Genomic DNA, 16336 nt, shown 5'->3' on the forward strand with positions numbered 1-16336 from the left:
ATCAGACTCAGTGCGCCAGGATGGCTTCGGCCAGCGCCAGATCGTCTGCCTGACGCGCGTCCGGCAGGCGCTCACGCAGCAGCTGCAGGGCGGCCTCCAGCTGCACACCGCGAATGGCGCCTTCGCTGGCGACAAAACTGGCCGCATCCTCACGCGCCGCCGCCACGACCTTCATGTCACGGATTGAGGTGGTGGTGTCGGAGGTGAAGTCCAGCGAACGATCCAGTGCACGCACGATGATGTTGCTGGTGGCCACCACGCTCTGCGCGTGGGCCAGAGGACTCAGAACGGAAACAGCCGCCACAGCGGCAATCAGCAGGGAGCGCATGACAGTTCAACCAGAGCAAACCAGGGAGATGCCTATTGGACGTGAAGCCTGCCAGGCTCGCAAGCGCCCACGGCCCATAAAGCATCAGCCCGCCAATGGGCGGGCTGACAGGGCATCACATCGCAGGGCGATTACTGCGCCAGAATCGCCTCGGCGATCTGCATATCGCTGGCCTGCAGCTGCGGCTGCTGCGCACGGATATGTGTCAGTGCGGCCTGCAGGTGGGCGCCACGAATATCGCCCTGGCTGGCAACAAAGCTGGCCGCATCGTCACGCGCTGCCTTGACGATCTTGTCGTCCTTGGTCGACGACGAAGTCGCATCGGAAGTAGCGCCAATAGCGCCGACGATGGCATCGGTGGTTACCACGAAACTGGTGGCGGAAGCGCTGGCGGCAAAAGCCAGCAATGCGGCAGAGCTCAGCAAGCGAATCGAACGGATCATGATCTCTCTCCTTGTTAAAAACTGGTTGGAGCTTAGCCCCTGACGCCAAAGAAGATCAAACCACCAATCGGTCCTTGATCAATTCGAGCATCTGCGCAACAGCCTGATCAATGCTGAGCACAGCGGTATCAAGCGAAAGATCCGGACTCAAGGGCGCCTCATAAGGCGAAGAAATTCCAGTGAACTCAGCAATAAGCCCCTCACGCGCCTTGCGGTAGAGCCCCTTCACGTCGCGCTGCTCGCATGCACTCAGCGAGGTACTGACATGGATCTCACGGAAGTTATCAGCACCAATGATTTCCCGTGCTGCCTGGCGATCCTCGCGATAGGGCGAAATGAACGAAGCGATGACGATAAGCCCTGCCGCATTCATCAGCCTCGCAACCTCGGCGATTCGCCGGATGTTTTCCTGACGATCTTCAGCGGAAAAACCTAAATCCCGGTTCAAGCCATGACGGACGTTATCGCCATCCAGAACGAAGCCCGCATGCCCTGCAGCTATCAAGGCATGCTCCAGCGCAAAGCCCAATGTGGACTTCCCTGCCCCACTCAAGCCTGTCAGCCACAACGTCACTGGCCGCTGCTGGAATAGCGTTGACCGAACATGGGAGTCAACTGAATGAGGATGCCATACGACATTCTGTGATCCTTTAGTGGCATCAATGCTCGACACGTACCGCTTCCTCTTCATAATCCTGAGCCGATGGAACATGGTGCAGGCTGACCGCGCGTTAGTCTATGGCAAGCACTCACCCCGAGACGTGAGGCAACGTCCGCATCGCAGATACCGCACAAGCCGACAGACGCGCCATTAGCGCCTAGGTGAGGATCTCAGCGCATGTTATTGTGCAGACCGGCAGAGCGGAGATGGTACGTTTATCATATCTCGCTCTAGACGCTCGCTTCCGCCTAGTTAACGCAGTCATTCATTAAGTCACGCAATGATCATTCTCGTCAGCTCAAAAATAAGCCAGAAGAATATTCACGACTCTCTAGGGAAGCCCGAATACAGTTACTACTTCCTGATGAAGGACTTTCTTCCAGCGCTGGAGCGTGTTGGCCGTGTTTTTCACGTGCAATCCGAGGAAGAAGTTGAAGCACTACATGACTGTTTTACTAATCTCGGCGAAGAGATTGTATTTCTTAGCGTTAGCCCGCCACACCAGACACCCCTTGGGTTAAAGTGCCCGACCATATGTCTCTTCGCTTGGGAGTTTGACAGCCTGCCAAACGTCGCGTGGGATGGCAATCCAAAGAATGATTGGCGCTATGTTTTTTCTCGCATAGCGGGTGTCATCAGCACCAGCCGGGAAACAGCGCAACTAGTATCACAAGCAGCACCCGCCCAACTGCCAGTCACCGCCATGCCAGCTCCAATCTGGAATCGTTATGCCGCACTAGGTAAAGCGGTGGGGCATGAGCCGGCACTCGCGGAGCGACACATCACGTTTCACGGCATAGTAATCGACAGCGCAGTACTGGGTTTAAGTGCTGACGGCCTTGTTTCCAACGCCTTAGAAACTCACGGCGAGACAACACCCAAAGAGCCGCTCCTCTCCCGAACCGAACAACATAAGTTAGAAGCCCCCCAAACATTGCGTGCACTTGCCCGGTTCACGCGACAGATATTCCGGGACTGGCGCAATGAACTGGCAACCATTGATGACACCATCGCTAAAGTCACCACATCACCTGTAAGCGAAACCCTCGCACCTGCAAAACCCAAACATCAGCCTGAGCAGGAACAGGTGATTTCTGTGGCAGGGGTGGTCTATAGCGCAGTCCTGAATCCCGCGGATGGGCGTAAGAACTGGGTTGAGCTAATAACTGCATTTTGCTGGGCCTTCAAAGAAACGGACAATGCAACCCTTGTGCTCAAGATGACCCACCATGATCTTGAATACTACCGGGTCGTTCTTGTCACATTGCTTTCTCGGCTATCGCCATTTCGCTGCCGGGTTGTAGTCCTGCACGGCTTTCTTGATGACGCTCAATATCAAGGCTTGATCGCAGCCAGCACTTACTACGTTAATGCATCAACAGGTGAAGGGTTGTGCCTGCCGTTGATGGAGTTTCTCGCCGGTGGAAAACCAGCGATTGCACCCAAGCACACAGCCATGGCCGATTATATCAACGACGACCTAGGCTTCGTGCTAAAGACCAGCCTTGAACCTGCCTGCTGGCCCCATGATCCAACAGGAATGCTGCATACACACAAACATCGGTTAAATTGGCAGTCGCTCATGGAAGCCTTCCGCTACAGCCATGCAGTCGCAACTTCGACAACCCCACACTATCGAAATCTTTCTGGACAGGCGTATCAGAAAATGCGCCAGTTCGCTTCAATTGAAGCTATTGCACCGCAATTGACTTCACTATTTGAAAAGGCCCTAAGCCATGCGAAAAACCCAGGAAGGAAGAAAAAGAAATGAAGTTTCTGGTGTATTCGGAAATCAATGCCGAAAATATTTCCCACAGCCTCGGCCTTCCTGACTATAGCTACTACTTTGTATTGCGTGACTTCAAGTCAGTATTAGAGATGCTCGGCGAGGTTATCGTAATTGGCAACCCGGCACTGGAAGTCGACCACCATTACGATATGGCCACGGCCAATCATGAGGCCTGCGTATTTCTCTCCTTTACGCCGCCACATAATACTTGCCTAGGCTTGCGCTGCCCGACCATTCCGGTATTCGCTTGGGAATTTGACAGCGTCCCGAACGAGCACTGGCTGAATGACCCTAGACAAGACTGGTGCCACGTCCTTAAGACGTGCGGAAGCGCCATCACTCACAGCGAGTTGACCGTTAGAGCAGTCAAGGAAAAGCTCGGCGCAGACTTTCCGATTATCTCGATCCCTTCGCCCGTCTGGGACAAATTTTCAAAACTTCGCAGCAAACTTCTCGAAGAAGAACCATCGACCACGGCGAAGTGCAATATCCAGATCCAGTCAGGGATTATTCTCGACACTCATGACATTGCACTTGACCCCTACATGCCGGATCTGGATGCCGTTGCCAAAGCGGTAGCCAATGCCCGCTCGCCCTACGGCATCAAGGACAAAAAGACCGCTCTGGCCAAAGATGCTGCACAAGCCTACAAGCGCAAGATCACTCGTACCTACCTGACTCAATGGCTTGAACTGGTAGCATGTTATTTGAACCATCAGCGCAAGCCCAAGCAGCATGTGCAGCTCACACTAGAGACGGCGGCAGAGCCTCAAAAACTCGAGCCACGCAACCAGGTGGAGCCGGTAGTGCCAACTGGGAGTGGCCTGCGCCCCCGGCAACCACTCATGCAACCCGATGCAGGCAACATCGAACTGTCCGGAGTAGTCTTCACCTCGCTGTTCAATCCCTACGATGGACGAAAGAACTGGGTCGATATGCTGACGGCTTTTTGCGAGGCCTTTCGCAATACTCAGGATGCAACGCTGGTCTTAAAGCTGGGCCACCACGAATATCAGGATGCAATCAATGGCATCCTGATGTGCATTGCCCGCCTGCCTGCTTTCCAGTGTCGCGTTGTGATCATCCACGGCTACCTGGAAAAAGCCGAATTTGAAGCACTGATTGGGATAAGCAGCTTCGTGGTCAACACGTCACACGGCGAGGGGCAATGCCTGCCGCTGATGGAGTTCATGTCTTGTGGCAAGCCGGCTGTTGCCCCGCTCCACTCGGCAATGCTCGACTATATCGACGGTCAGGTTGCATTTCTCATGGCAAGCTGGCTCGACGCCACCGCCTGGCCTCAAGACCCTCGCCTGGCCTACAGAACCTGCCGGCATCAAATCGACTGGTCATCGCTGGTGGCGGCTTATCGAGCGGCCTATGACTGCGCAAAACTTGAACCATCGCGCTATCGACTCATGTCCGAAGCCGCCGCCGCACGCATGCAGCAACATTGCTCGAAAGAAACGGCCAAACAGCGCCTTGAGCTATTCCTGAAAAACAACGTATTTGGCACTCATGAATCACTTTGAAATTTTCAGCCGCCTGACCGGTATTGAAAACACGCCAGAGAGTGTTACAGCAGCCTGGCAGGCCATGAAGTCTGCACCGGACTTCATCGATTCACGAAACTGCGGCCTGCTGGATGCAGTGCAAAGTGGCTGGTACCAGTCAGCGACGGATGAGCTTTTCAAAGGGTTTCCAATCAGCGCAGACGATCGTGTTCTCGATGTCGGTTGCGGCGCTGGCGGGGCCACGCTGTTTTGCGCCAATCGTGGCGCTGCCGTCACCTTTACCGACGTCGTTGAAGAGAAAATTGCAGCCCTGCGCGAGAAGGTTGCACAGACAAAGGCACGCAGCAGCACAGGGCTAGTAGTCGACAGCACCCAGTTGCCGCTGCCAGATCAGTGCATGAGCCGCATCATCTGTATGGAAGTGATTGAGCACGTCGAAGACCCTGCCGCCTTCGTCGCCGAACTCGCGCGCGTGGGTGAGCCCGATGCGCTCTATCTGCTGGCGGTCCCCGATGCGACCGGCGAGCGCATCCAGAAGGCCTTCGCGCCGGATTACTACTTCCAGCACCCCAACCATATCCACATCTTCGAGCGCGCCGACTTTGCCGCACTGGTAGAGGCCGCTGGCCTGGAAATCGTCCAGCGCACCACTTTCGGCTTTTACTGGACCATGTGGATGTTCATGTACTGGGTTATGGCCCGCAACGCCAAGATTGAACTGGACGGCGCCTCGCATGACATTGTTCAGCCGCCGTACCCCCCTCTGCTCAATACCTGGGCCAAGCTCTGGCACGACCTGATCAAGATGCCGGAAGCCGCGCCGATGAAAGCCGCACTGGACGAACTGCTACCCAAGAGCCAGGTCATCATCGCCCGCAAGCCATCCGCATGACCGAGCAAACACGCATCAGCGATATTGAGGTACTGCGCGCAGTCGCTGTACTCGCGGTGATCTACCAGCATCTACGCAATCTGTTTCCCTGGAAGATTCCAGGGCTTAACGAGCTATATAGCTATGGCGGGGGAATGTTTGGGGTTGATCTGTTTTTCGCGGTATCTGGCTTTGTTATTGCACGAGACCTGATCCCTCGGATGCTTGCAGCCCCGGACTGGCAAACCCAGTGGCGCACCGCCCTATCGTTCTGGACACGACGTTGCTGGCGCCTTTTACCAGCGGCATGGTTCTGGTTACTCGTGGTGCTGCTGGCAGCCAGTTCGTTCAACCTGAGCGGCGCCTTCGGGAGCTTGGCTGCCAATCTGGATGCGACCATCGCCGGTGCCCTTAATTTTGCCAATCTCCGTTTCGCAGAGACCTTCATGCGCAGCGAGTACGGCGCCAGCTTCGTCTACTGGAGCCTTTCGCTGGAGGAACAGTTCTACCTGATATTCCCACTACTGATCCTGGCTCTGCGCAAGAAGCTGGTTTGGCTGCTGCTAGTGGTTGCCTTGCTGCAAATAGCAACGCCGCGACAACACCCCTATCTGATGATGTTCCGCACGGATGCACTGGCACTGGGCATTCTGCTTGCCATCTGGAGCCAGCAACCCTCCTGGTATCGACTGCGGCAGTTTTTCGCCAGTATCGGTCGCCGGACCAGCCAGATCCTTGTGCTTTCAAGCATCGCCATCATGGCGCTGCTCAGCACCCCACACCCCCCAACCGTCTACAACGTTGGGCTGATTGCCATTCTTGCTGCCTTAGTCGTTTGCATCGCAGCACAGAATCAGAACCTGCTGCTGGAACACGGCCGCCCCAAACGCGTGATGATCTGGATTGGTGAGCGCTCCTATGCCCTTTATCTGATCCATGTGCCGGCATTTTTTGCTACCCGAGAACTTTTTCATCGAGCAGGACTGGACGCAGCACCCTCACATCTACTGCTGCTCACCTACTTGCTGACTGCGCTGGCGCTCCTGCTGATTGCAACCGAACTGAACTTCCGCTGGCTGGAAAGCCCGCTTCGGCGTTATGGCGCCAGGCAGGCCAACGCAATAATGGCCCGCTCGACACCCGTCGCGCCGGCATCGCCTCAAATTCCAAGAAGGACCCGCCATGCTGGCTCTATTGAAAAGACTGCTGAATAAAACTGCTGAAACCACAGCGCCTGCTGCAGAGGCAACCGCCGCGCCTGCCGAGCCTTCGAAATTGACAGAGGCCTATCTGAGCGGCTGGTTTCAGCATGAGCGAGGCGAGCTTTTCACTGGCTTCCCCATCTCGGCCGAGGACAGCGTACTCGACATAGGCTGCGGTGACGGACCATTCGCCCAGTTCTGCGCCCAACAAGGCGCCGAAGTCATTTTTGCCGATATCGACCCGGGCAAAGTTGCCGCAGTCGAGCAGCTACTGCGGCAGTCGCAGGCCCGCGCCGTCACGCCCCTCGTCACCGATGCCAATCCGCTGCCGCTGCCTGATGCCCGGGTCAACCGCATCATCGCCATGGAGGTGCTCGAACATGTTGCGGATCCGGCCCAGTTTGTCGCCGAGCTAGTACGCGTCGGCCAGCCTGGCGCACTCTATCTGTTTACCGTGCCTGACCCACTGGGTGAAGAAGTACAGAAACACCTGGCACCCGACTCCTACTTCCAGCACCCCAACCATATCCGGGTTTTCGAACGCAGCCAGTTCGAACAGTTGATCCGCGAGGCGGGACTGCAGATTGAGCAGAAGTCAGCCTACGGCTTCTACTGGGTGGTCTGGTGGTCGATGTTCTGGGCCTGTAAACAAGATCTTTCACCACCGTGGCACCCTCTGCTGCAGAGCTGGCACGATACATGGAACCTTTTGCTCTCCATGCCCGACGGCCCTCGAATCAAGAGTGCTCTCGATGCGACAATGCCCAAAAGCCAGCTGATCATCGCCCGCAAACCCTGAGCCATTCCGACGACATGATGAAATTCCTCAAAGCCCTGCGCAAACGCGAGGCTGCTCAGCCACCTCAGCCACCTCAGCCACAGCCTGCAGCGACCAAAAGCGCGGCGGGCATTGGCCTGAAAGACATGGTTCTGAGCGGCTGGATGAACAAGGCCAGCGGAGAGCTGATGAGCGGGTTCCCGGTTGGCCCGGAGGACAAACTGCTGGATATTGGCTGTGGCGAAGGCGGGTACGCCCTGTTCAGCGCGAGGCGCGGTGCGGAAATCGTGCTGGCAGATATCGACGCCGGCAAACTTGAAATCGCTCGGCAACGCCTTGAGGCAGCCGGAGCGGTCAAGGTCACCACGCTCACCACCGATGCAGCACCGATTCCAGCGGCAGACAACACCTTCAGCCGAGTCGTCGCCATGGAGGTCCTGGAGCATGTCGACGACCCCACCGCCTTCGTACGTGAACTGGCAAGAGTGACCGCACCCGGAGGCCTGATCCTGTTGACGGTTCCCGATGAGCGCATCGAGAACATCCAGAAACAGATCGCCCCACCTGTCTATTTCGAACGCCCCAACCACATCCGCATTTTCAAGCGCGGCGAACTGGCCAAGATCGTCACGGCCCTGGGCCTGAAGATCGAACTGGAAACCCAGTACGGTTTCTACCATGCCGTCTGGTGGTCGCTGTTCTGGGCCTGTGAGAACCAGAGCCTGAGCCCGCCATGGCATCCATTGCTGGAAAAATGGGCAGAAACCTGGTCGATCCTGCTCGACACCCCTGACGGCATGCGGATCAAAACAGCTCTTGATACCGCGATGCCCAAGAGCCAGGTTTTGGTCATTAGCAAACAGCCATAAGCCCATCCAAGCAACAAAGAGGCTAGGAGCCCATTAGTGAAACTGATCATCCAGATACCCTGTTACAACGAGGCTGGCACCCTGGCCATTGCACTCAACGCCCTCCCTCGCCAAGTCGTCGGTTTCGACAGCGTTGAATGGCTAATCATTGATGACGGCAGCACCGATGAAACCGTAAAGGTTGCCCGAGAAAATGGTGTGGATCACATCATTCGCCACACCCGCAACCAAGGCTTGGCCAAAGGCTTCATGACCGGCCTTGATGCCTGCCTGCGTCTAGGCGCAGACGTAATAGTCAATACAGACGCAGACAATCAATACCAGGCCGAAGATATTCCCGCACTGACCACGCCGATACTCGAAAAGAAGGCGGACATCGTGGTAGGCGCGCGCCCTATTGAAACCATCGAACACTTCTCGCCAATCAAAAAAGCTCTGCAAAAACTGGGCAGCTGGGTTGTTCGTATAGCCAGTAAAACCGATATTCCCGACGCACCAAGCGGCTTTCGCGCCATGAGCCGGGCGGCTGCACAGCGTCTGATGGTATTCAATGACTACACCTACACCCTGGAAACCATCATCCAGGCTGGCCAAAAGAACATGGCGATTACCTCGGTTCCGATTCGAGTCAATGATGACTTGCGGCCCTCGCGCCTGGTGAAGAGCATCCCCTCCTACATCAAGCGCTCAATCATCACCATCATTCGAATTTTCATCATTTATCGGCCTTTTCGCTTCTTCGCTGCGATAGGCACAGTACTGTTCGGCCTGGGCGCGCTACTTGGATTGAGGTTCGTCAACTTCTACCTCCAGGGCAATGGCGATGGCCACGTGCAATCGCTGATCCTCGCCTCGACTTTGCTGGTAATGGGATTTCAGACCTTCATGGTGGCCTTCCTGGCAGACCTGCTGGCAGCCAACCGCAAACTGATAGAAGACATACGCGTTCGCCAACATACCGACAAACCCGGCACAGAACTGATCGCCAGCCGTATCGACCAAGACAAGGAACTGTGAAGTGAAGATTTCCGGTGGACTAAAAGAAGACGGAATCGTAGTCGGCAATGCCTACGATAAATACGGCTCGAGAAACCCAATCGTGCGTCACCTCATGCAAGGCTTCGATGATGCCTTGAGCGAGCTCGTAGGCATTGCGAAACCAAAATCGATTCATGAAGTCGGCTGCGGCGAAGGCTACTGGGTCATGCATTGGAGCGCACAAGGAATCGATGCGCGCGGCAGCGACTTCTCAAGCCAAGTTATCGATATCGCCCAGACCAATGCCCGCGACAAAGGCATCGAAGCCTCACGATTCAAACCGTTGAGTATTTATGACCTCCAGGCACCAACAGACTCCGCCGACCTCATGGTCTGCTGCGAAGTGCTCGAACACCTTGAGGATCCAGAACAGGGCCTTCTCGCGCTTAAACGCGTTGCACGAGACTATGTCATCCTCAGCGTGCCACGCGAACCGATCTGGTGCGCGCTTAACATGGCTCGCGGCAAGTATTGGTTGCAGGGCGGCAACACTCCAGGGCACATCCAGCACTGGACAAAAAACGGATTCACCGCCTTCGTGGCAAAACATTTTGAAGTCCTAGAGATTCGCTCACCGCTGCCCTGGACCATGCTGCTGTGCCGCCTGCCTAGGCAATAGCCCCGTATGCGCACTCGAATCAAACCCTTGCTGCATCTGGCCGGCAATATCCTGGCCATAATCGGCATCGGCTTCGTCTGTATAAAAATCTGGGGTTATGCGGGAGAGATTGATCTCTCTCGTCTAACGCCAGCTTTATGGACCGTAGTAGCCGGCCTAGCCATCACATACGGCTGCGCCAACCTATTACTTGCCTTAGGCTGGCAAAAACTCCTCGCTCAATTAGGCCAGCAGGCAAACACTCGTTGGTGCATAAAAACCTACGGGCTCAGCCAAATTGCCAAATATGTTCCAGGCAATATTTTTCACTTCGCCGGACGTCAGGCCATGGGCATGAGCCATGGAATAAGCGGCTGGGTGCTGGCACGCTCAACACTCTGGGAGCTAGCCCTGCTGTGCATCAGCGGCAGTCTATTTGCCGCTCTAGTTATTCCAGCACTCTACCCCCAGATACCGACAGTCTGGGCAAGCGTATTATTTCTACTCCTCGTTATAACCAGCGCCGCGTTGATCCAGCGAATCATTGGCACATACGCCGCACAGGCGCAATTGGCTTACCTGCTTTTTCTGACTATATCAGGCGCCATTTTTCCCATCCTGACCATCTGTATAGCGCCATCTCTAATCGACTATTACCCAATCACCCTGGCTGGCGGTTTCGTCATAGCATGGCTAGCTGGACTTCTTACGCCCGGCGCTCCGGCAGGCGTGGGGGTGAGGGAGGCTGTACTACTGATCTTATTCGAAAACAACTTACCGGCCTCAGATTTACTTCTGTGCGTACTGTTCGGCAGGTTAATCACCGTAGTGGGCGACCTTCTTTATTTTGCCCACGCATCACTTATAAATGAAAATGCCAGCATTCAGAAAAGCCACCAATAGTCTACTCAAGCTAGCACCAGCAGCACTCATGCTGCTCCTGGTACTATTCGTATTTGGCGCCGTTCCTCACTACTCGATACCAACACTTGGCCAATCCATCTGGACAACCGGCTTTGCACAATCCATTGCAAATAATGAATCCCTAGATTTATACGCATATAACTTTGGAATCCCGCAACCGGCAGCAATTTCATTCGGTTTAAGCGGCGCAATTACAGCCGCAGCACTCATCAATGTAGGCTTAGAGCCTGGCATTTCTTATACCTATATGTATGCCCTATGGCTTGGCATAGCCTTCTTTTTCTCTTACAAACTCAGTCGAAATCTCGAAAACGGCCACGGCATATCATTAGCTGCAGCCACGGCCTGGCTCTGCATGCCAACCACATGGGGGCACACTAGTTACTCAATGCTCGCACTTGGCATTGCTCTGCTACCAATGTATTTTCTTGCCTATCTATCCCTGCAAGAAAGCTCCGACTCCACAACGCGCAAGAGAATAGCGCAAACCTTACTTTACTTCGTAGCCTGCACAATATCCGTATTCATGGATGGATATACATTCATATTTTTCAGCGTGATATCAACCGCCGCATTTTCCATTCACTTTCTTACCGGAAGAAAATCATTCTCCAGTAGAATTTTACTAGGCATCACGCATTTAGCTTGCCTTGCAGGCGCATATTTACTCTACGCCAAATATATCGGCCGAATGCAGCATTCCCCCGAAGAAATTGAGTTCTTCCGTGGCTGGGGTGTTGATTTGAGCTTCCTAATCATCCCGACAAAAGGCACGCACTGGCTTGCTGACTACCTGAACCTCAGCATTGCAAGAAATCAAGCGAACTGGTACGGCGACGCATCTGTCTGGACAACTACATTCATTCTCCCAAGCATCGCAGCATGTGCACTTTGCTTAGCAGTGAATCGCCGCCCCCACAAAGCACTGGCCTTACCAATTATCGTATTCATCTTCAGTACCTACATGGCTTTAGGGCCATCCCTGAAAATAAATTCAACAAAACCAGAAGGCATGGAAAAGACCCTTTTGATGCCTGAAGAAAGCGCAGTCTTACCTACAGGCTCCGCATGGATATCTGAAAATATCCCCGCCTTTAAAAGTATGCGAGCTAGTTACAGATGGACAGCACTTAGTCTGTTTTGCCTATGGCTTATCATGCTTACCGCCAACAAACAGCCAAGCAAGCACTCACAGCTAATTGTCGGACTTGCACTACTGGCATGCACCGCCTTCAACATTCCAGACCTAGCAAAGAAATCGAATGAGACCAGATCATATAAGACAATGCTCGAGCGAATTGACACTCAGCTCCTGGAACCCTTGCGCCAAGATACAGCCCCGGGTGAAACGCTAGTTTTTCTACCCTGGACTAATGATTTCATGGCCAACTACATATCGGCCCGACTAAAGACCAGAACATTTAATATCGGGGGAGACAAAAACCTCGATATTGCGAAGACCCACTGGCCGGAAATCTTGTTACAGTTCCCACCCCGAACCATTGACCCCAATTTCCACATACGCTCTCAATTATTTCTAGCAAACAACCTCGCAGAAGTAATAATAATTCCAAAATTTGACCCGCTATGGGGTGCCCACTCCTGGCCATCACCCCCTCCTCCTTGGCGAAACGAAATCGCAGATGTAGTCACGAAGCTAGCCAAATCTCCTTATCTCGAGATTGTTGATCGTGAAAGCTACATCACCATACGTCTATCAAGAAGCTTCGAAGCAAAAACCGGAGTCTCCCCAAGTCAAGCGATAATTCAGAGCGCCTGCACAAGTCCGAATTGCCTAAACCTTGACGAATTCTCAACTAGCACGCCCACCCAATGCGGCGTCATTATCGACGGGAAGCTCCACACTACTGGAAAGCCCGGCTTCTTAATTTTTGGCCCCTATCAGGCCCTCAACAAAGGGACCTACACCTTACATGTCAAAGGTGAGTTCAAAGGAGCAAAAAATGCTTGGCTCGACATCAGCGCCAACAAAGGGCAAACTTTAATTTATAAAACACCTGTCAAGAGCATATTGACAAGTAATCAGGCACTAGTTACTGACAACATAAGAATTCAGGAAAACCATAGAGATGTTGAAGTTCGTATTTTCACCGACGGCTCAGACATACTTAGCCTGAGTAGCCTTCGCCTAACCAAGCAGGCATCAAGTTCAATGAATGAAGCTAAATGAAGGACAGAAGGCAATGAAAATCGCAATCGCAGGCACAGGCTATGTTGGCCTAGCCAACGGCATACTTCTTGCGCAGCACCATGAAGTGGTTGCATTTGATATTGATACCGGTCGAGTCCACCAACTTAACGACAGAAAATCACCGATTGTCGACGATGGCATTGAGCAATTCCTTCAGGAAGGCCGTATCAATTTCCGGGCGACCTTAAGCAAGAAAGAAGCTTATGAGAATGCCGATTTTGTAATCATTGCCACGCCCACCGATTACGACCCGAAGACCAATTTCTTCGACACAAGCTCGGTCGAGTCAGTCATTGCTGACATTATCCAAATCAATCCCCAAGCGGTAATGATAATAAAATCGACGGTACCAGTCGGTTTTACCGCCCACATTAGCAAAACACTCAACTGCAACAACATTATTTTCTCACCAGAATTTCTCCGCGAGGGCCGCGCACTGCATGACAATCTCTATCCGTCACGCATTGTCATCGGCGAACAGTCTCCGAGAGCAGAGCGCTTTGCTGAATTGCTACAAGAAGGCGCCGTAAAGCAGAATATTCCGGTACTTCTGACTGACGCAACCGAAGCCGAAGCCATCAAGCTATTTGCCAATACCTATCTCGCCATGCGTGTTTCATTCTTCAATGAATTGGACAGCTATGCAGCAACTCATGGGCTCGATTCACGTCAGATAATCAATGGTATCGGTCTAGACCCACGCATCGGCAGTCATTACAACAACCCTTCATTCGGCTACGGAGGTTATTGCCTGCCGAAAGACACCAAACAGTTACTAGCCAACTACAAAGACGTACCTCAGAACCTCATCCAGGCAATTGTTCAATCAAACACAACTCGAAAAGACTTTGTTGCCGATCAGATTCTGAGTCTCAAGCCCCAAACGGTCGGAGTGTATCGCTTAATCATGAAAAGCGGCTCAGACAACTTCAGAGCCTCCAGCATCCAGGGCATCATGAAGCGAATAAAAGCCAAGGGTGTAGAAGTCATTATTTATGAGCCGAGCCTGCAGGACTCACACTTCTTCAACTCGCGCGTCATTGCAAATTTTGACGATTTCAAAGAAGCTGCTGATGTGATCATCTGCAACAGAATGTCGCCCCCGCTTGAAGATGTTCAACACAAGGTTTACACACGCGACCTTTTTGGCGAAGACTAACGCTAGCCCCCAATAGCAGGGCGCTCTCCAGATTGCGCATCAGTCGCCTCGATAAAGCATTAGGACAAATGAAAAAACTTCTTGTCACTGGACTGACCGGATTCGTTGGCAAGCGCCTGACCCATCTGCTGGTGGATCATCCGGAATGGCACCTGATTCCTCACCTGGCACACGACCTCACAGATACTTCTTCCCTGGATAACTGGCTGTCTCAGGAGGTTCCGGATGCAGTGATTCATCTGGCGGGGCAAACCTTTGTCCCCGAATCGTTCCGCGATCCGCACAAAACCTTTGAGGTCAATCTGCTAGGAACGCTGAATTTGCTGCAAGCATTGAAGCGTAGAGGTTTCTGCGGAACCTTCCTGTTTGTCAGCTCGGGGGATGTCTACGGCCAGGTAGAAGAGACCCAGCTGCCGATAGACGAAAAGCTTTTTCCGCACCCACGCAACCCTTACGCAGTCAGTAAATTGTCTGCAGAGTTGCTCTGCCAGCAGTGGAGCGTTACCGAGCCCTGGCGAATCCTCATCGCGCGCCCGTTTAATCACATTGGCCCAGGACAAGCTCCAACCTTTGTCCTGCCAGGCATCGCAGAGCAACTGGTCCAAGCCGGGCTGACCGGCCTGAGCAAGACCTCACTAAGTGTCGGAGATGTCGACGTAACCCGCGACTTTTTGCACGTTGATGACGTAATATCGGCCTATCTCGCACTACTCCAGCATGGCCAGACGGGAGAGATCTACAACGTCTGCTCCGGCGTCGAGCATTCCGTTAGAGCACTCATCTTGGCCATGGCCAAGCTAGCAGCTCTGGAGGTGGAACTGACTCAAGACGTCACTCGTCTAAGACCCGCCGACCAGCGCCGTGTACAGGGCTCATCCGACAAGCTTCGATTGGATACCGGCTGGACACCCACAAAAACAATTACCGCAACCCTTCAGTCAATTCTGGATGACTGGCAACAAAGAGTAAGAGCATGATGAAGTCAGCACTGATCACAGGTATCACCGGCCAGGATGGCGCTTATCTGGCGCAACTGCTGCTGAGCAAAGGCTACGAAGTACATGGACTGGTAGCACGTCGTAGCACCGATACTCGTTGGCGCCTGCGCGAGCTCGGTATTGAGAACGACATTCGCTACATCGAGGGCGATCTTGCCGACGCTTGCTCAATTCAGCGCGCGGTGATCAAAAGCAAACCGGTCGAAGTGTACAACCTGGGGGCGCAGAGCTTCGTGGGCAGTTCCTGGGATCAACCAGTGACTACTGCTGTGGTTGATGGCCTGGGTGTAACGCACCTGCTGGAAGCCATTCGTCAATTCACTCCGGAAACACGTTTCTACCAAGCATCGACCAGCGAAATGTTCGGTCTGATCCAGGCTGAACGCCAGGATGAGAACACCCCCTTCTATCCGCGCAGCCCCTATGGCGTGGCAAAGCTGTACGGTCACTGGATTACCGTTAACTACCGCGAAAGCTTCAACCTGCACGCCTCAAGCGGCATTCTGTTCAACCACGAATCCCCGCTGCGCGGCATCGAGTTCGTTACCCGCAAGGTGACCGATGCAGTCGCTCGCATCAAACTGGGCAAACAGCAGGAGCTGCGCCTTGGCAATATCGACGCCAAGCGTGACTGGGGCTTCGCAGGCGACTATGTCGAAGCCATGTGGCTGATGCTGCAGCAGGAGCAAGCCGACGACTACGTGGTCGCCACCGGCATTACCACCACCGTTCGTGACATGTGCAAATTGGCCTTCGAGCATGTCGGCCTCAATTACGAGGACCACGTCATCATCGACCCGGCGTTCTTCCGACCAGCTGAAGTCGATGTTCTGCTGGGTAATCCGGACAAGGCTGGGCGCAATCTCAACTGGAAACCGAAAACCAGCCTGGCTGAGCTGATCCAGATGATGGTGGACGCCGATCTGCGCCGCGTAGGCCGGGAGTAGTACCC

The 16336-nt window shown here is 53.8% G+C and carries 16 protein-coding genes; 13 read left to right on the forward strand and 3 right to left on the reverse strand.

The window, feature by feature from the left end:
• Positions 1–7 precede the first annotated feature (7 nt).
• The 3 genes from HNP49_RS03490 to cysC form a co-directional block, all read right to left on the reverse strand.
• Positions 8–328 carry a DUF2388 domain-containing protein gene (locus HNP49_RS03490; RefSeq protein WP_184680632.1) on the reverse strand — a complete coding sequence of 107 codons (321 nt, stop codon included), beginning with the start codon at positions 326–328 and terminating at the stop codon, positions 8–10.
• 131 nt (positions 329–459) lie between these two features.
• Positions 460–771, reverse strand: coding sequence for a DUF2388 domain-containing protein (locus HNP49_RS03495; protein WP_221445043.1), 312 nt, complete (start codon positions 769–771; stop codon positions 460–462).
• A 55-nt stretch (positions 772–826) separates the two neighbouring features.
• Positions 827–1435: an adenylyl-sulfate kinase gene (gene cysC, locus HNP49_RS03500; RefSeq protein WP_311772069.1), complete on the reverse strand. Its 609-nt coding sequence runs from the start codon at positions 1433–1435 to the stop codon at positions 827–829.
• Between the two features lie 277 nt (positions 1436–1712).
• Between cysC and HNP49_RS03505 the strand changes: the two genes are divergently transcribed.
• The 13 genes from HNP49_RS03505 to gmd all read left to right on the forward strand — a co-directional run bounded on the left by HNP49_RS03505 (position 1713) and on the right by gmd (position 16331).
• Positions 1713–3203, forward strand: coding sequence for a glycosyltransferase (locus HNP49_RS03505; protein WP_184680634.1), 1491 nt, complete (start codon positions 1713–1715; stop codon positions 3201–3203).
• The gene (locus HNP49_RS03510; protein WP_184680637.1) at positions 3200–4753 is read left to right on the forward strand and encodes a glycosyltransferase; all 1554 of its coding nucleotides are present in this window, start codon (positions 3200–3202) and stop codon (positions 4751–4753) included. Before HNP49_RS03505 ends, HNP49_RS03510 begins: the two co-directional genes overlap by 4 nt.
• A complete protein-coding gene (locus tag HNP49_RS03515; RefSeq protein WP_260407037.1) occupies positions 4740–5627 on the forward strand; it encodes a bifunctional 2-polyprenyl-6-hydroxyphenol methylase/3-demethylubiquinol 3-O-methyltransferase UbiG in 888 nt (295 codons plus the stop codon). The genes HNP49_RS03510 and HNP49_RS03515 overlap by 14 nt, the downstream gene beginning before the upstream one ends.
• On the forward strand, positions 5624–6820 hold the full coding sequence (locus HNP49_RS03520; RefSeq protein ID WP_184680639.1) for an acyltransferase: 1197 nt from the start codon (positions 5624–5626) through the stop codon (positions 6818–6820). Before HNP49_RS03515 ends, HNP49_RS03520 begins: the two co-directional genes overlap by 4 nt.
• Positions 6789–7607, forward strand: a complete 819-nt coding sequence (locus HNP49_RS03525; protein WP_184680641.1) for a bifunctional 2-polyprenyl-6-hydroxyphenol methylase/3-demethylubiquinol 3-O-methyltransferase UbiG — start codon at positions 6789–6791, stop codon at positions 7605–7607. Before HNP49_RS03520 ends, HNP49_RS03525 begins: the two co-directional genes overlap by 32 nt.
• Positions 7508–8455 (forward strand): class I SAM-dependent methyltransferase, encoded by a 948-nt coding sequence (locus tag HNP49_RS03530; protein ID WP_260407038.1) that lies wholly within the window; start codon positions 7508–7510, stop codon positions 8453–8455. The genes HNP49_RS03525 and HNP49_RS03530 overlap by 100 nt, the downstream gene beginning before the upstream one ends.
• A 36-nt stretch (positions 8456–8491) precedes the next feature.
• Entirely contained in the window at positions 8492–9472 is a 981-nt protein-coding gene (locus HNP49_RS03535; protein ID WP_184680643.1) for a glycosyltransferase family 2 protein, read from the forward strand.
• A gap of 1 nt (position 9473) precedes the next feature.
• The gene (locus HNP49_RS03540) at positions 9474–10112 is read left to right on the forward strand and encodes a bifunctional 2-polyprenyl-6-hydroxyphenol methylase/3-demethylubiquinol 3-O-methyltransferase UbiG (RefSeq protein WP_184680645.1); all 639 of its coding nucleotides are present in this window, start codon (positions 9474–9476) and stop codon (positions 10110–10112) included.
• Between the two features lie 6 nt (positions 10113–10118).
• On the forward strand, positions 10119–10994 hold the full coding sequence (locus HNP49_RS03545; RefSeq protein WP_184680647.1) for a hypothetical protein: 876 nt from the start codon (positions 10119–10121) through the stop codon (positions 10992–10994).
• A 28-nt stretch (positions 10995–11022) separates the two neighbouring features.
• Entirely contained in the window at positions 11023–13206 is a 2184-nt protein-coding gene (locus tag HNP49_RS03550; protein WP_184680649.1) for a hypothetical protein, read from the forward strand.
• Positions 13207–13219: 13 nt separating this feature from the next.
• On the forward strand, positions 13220–14386 hold the full coding sequence (locus HNP49_RS03555) for a nucleotide sugar dehydrogenase (RefSeq protein ID WP_184680651.1): 1167 nt from the start codon (positions 13220–13222) through the stop codon (positions 14384–14386).
• Positions 14387–14454: 68 nt separating this feature from the next.
• Positions 14455–15363 (forward strand): GDP-mannose 4,6-dehydratase, encoded by a 909-nt coding sequence (locus tag HNP49_RS03560; RefSeq protein WP_184680653.1) that lies wholly within the window; start codon positions 14455–14457, stop codon positions 15361–15363.
• Positions 15360–16331, forward strand: a complete 972-nt coding sequence (gmd, locus tag HNP49_RS03565; RefSeq protein ID WP_184680655.1) for a GDP-mannose 4,6-dehydratase — start codon at positions 15360–15362, stop codon at positions 16329–16331. Before HNP49_RS03560 ends, gmd begins: the two co-directional genes overlap by 4 nt.
• The last annotated feature ends 5 nt before the right edge of the window (positions 16332–16336 follow it).

It is taken from the genome of Pseudomonas fluvialis (assembly GCF_014207935.1).
Taxonomy (GTDB): Bacteria; Pseudomonadota; Gammaproteobacteria; order Pseudomonadales; family Pseudomonadaceae; genus Aquipseudomonas; species Aquipseudomonas fluvialis_A.

Bases quoted from the DNA above. Each gene is read 5' to 3' on its own strand.
- HNP49_RS03490 (WP_184680632.1), bottom strand. From the start codon at position 328: ATGCGCTCCCTGCTGATTGCCGCTGTGGCGGCTGTTTCCGTTCTGAGT.
- HNP49_RS03495 (WP_221445043.1), bottom strand. From the start codon at position 771: ATGATCCGTTCGATTCGCTTGCTGAGCTCTGCCGCATTGCTGGCTTTT.
- HNP49_RS03505 (WP_184680634.1), top strand. From the start codon at position 1,713: ATGATCATTCTCGTCAGCTCAAAAATAAGCCAGAAGAATATTCACGAC.
- HNP49_RS03510 (WP_184680637.1), top strand. From the start codon at position 3,200: ATGAAGTTTCTGGTGTATTCGGAAATCAATGCCGAAAATATTTCCCAC.
- HNP49_RS03515 (WP_260407037.1), top strand. From the start codon at position 4,740: ATGAATCACTTTGAAATTTTCAGCCGCCTGACCGGTATTGAAAACACG.
- HNP49_RS03520 (WP_184680639.1), top strand. From the start codon at position 5,624: ATGACCGAGCAAACACGCATCAGCGATATTGAGGTACTGCGCGCAGTC.
- HNP49_RS03525 (WP_184680641.1), top strand. From the start codon at position 6,789: ATGCTGGCTCTATTGAAAAGACTGCTGAATAAAACTGCTGAAACCACA.
- HNP49_RS03530 (WP_260407038.1), top strand. From the start codon at position 7,508: ATGGAACCTTTTGCTCTCCATGCCCGACGGCCCTCGAATCAAGAGTGC.
- HNP49_RS03545 (WP_184680647.1), top strand. From the start codon at position 10,119: ATGCGCACTCGAATCAAACCCTTGCTGCATCTGGCCGGCAATATCCTG.
- HNP49_RS03550 (WP_184680649.1), top strand. From the start codon at position 11,023: ATGCTGCTCCTGGTACTATTCGTATTTGGCGCCGTTCCTCACTACTCG.
- HNP49_RS03555 (WP_184680651.1), top strand. From the start codon at position 13,220: ATGAAAATCGCAATCGCAGGCACAGGCTATGTTGGCCTAGCCAACGGC.
- HNP49_RS03560 (WP_184680653.1), top strand. From the start codon at position 14,455: ATGAAAAAACTTCTTGTCACTGGACTGACCGGATTCGTTGGCAAGCGC.
- gmd (WP_184680655.1), top strand. From the start codon at position 15,360: ATGATGAAGTCAGCACTGATCACAGGTATCACCGGCCAGGATGGCGCT.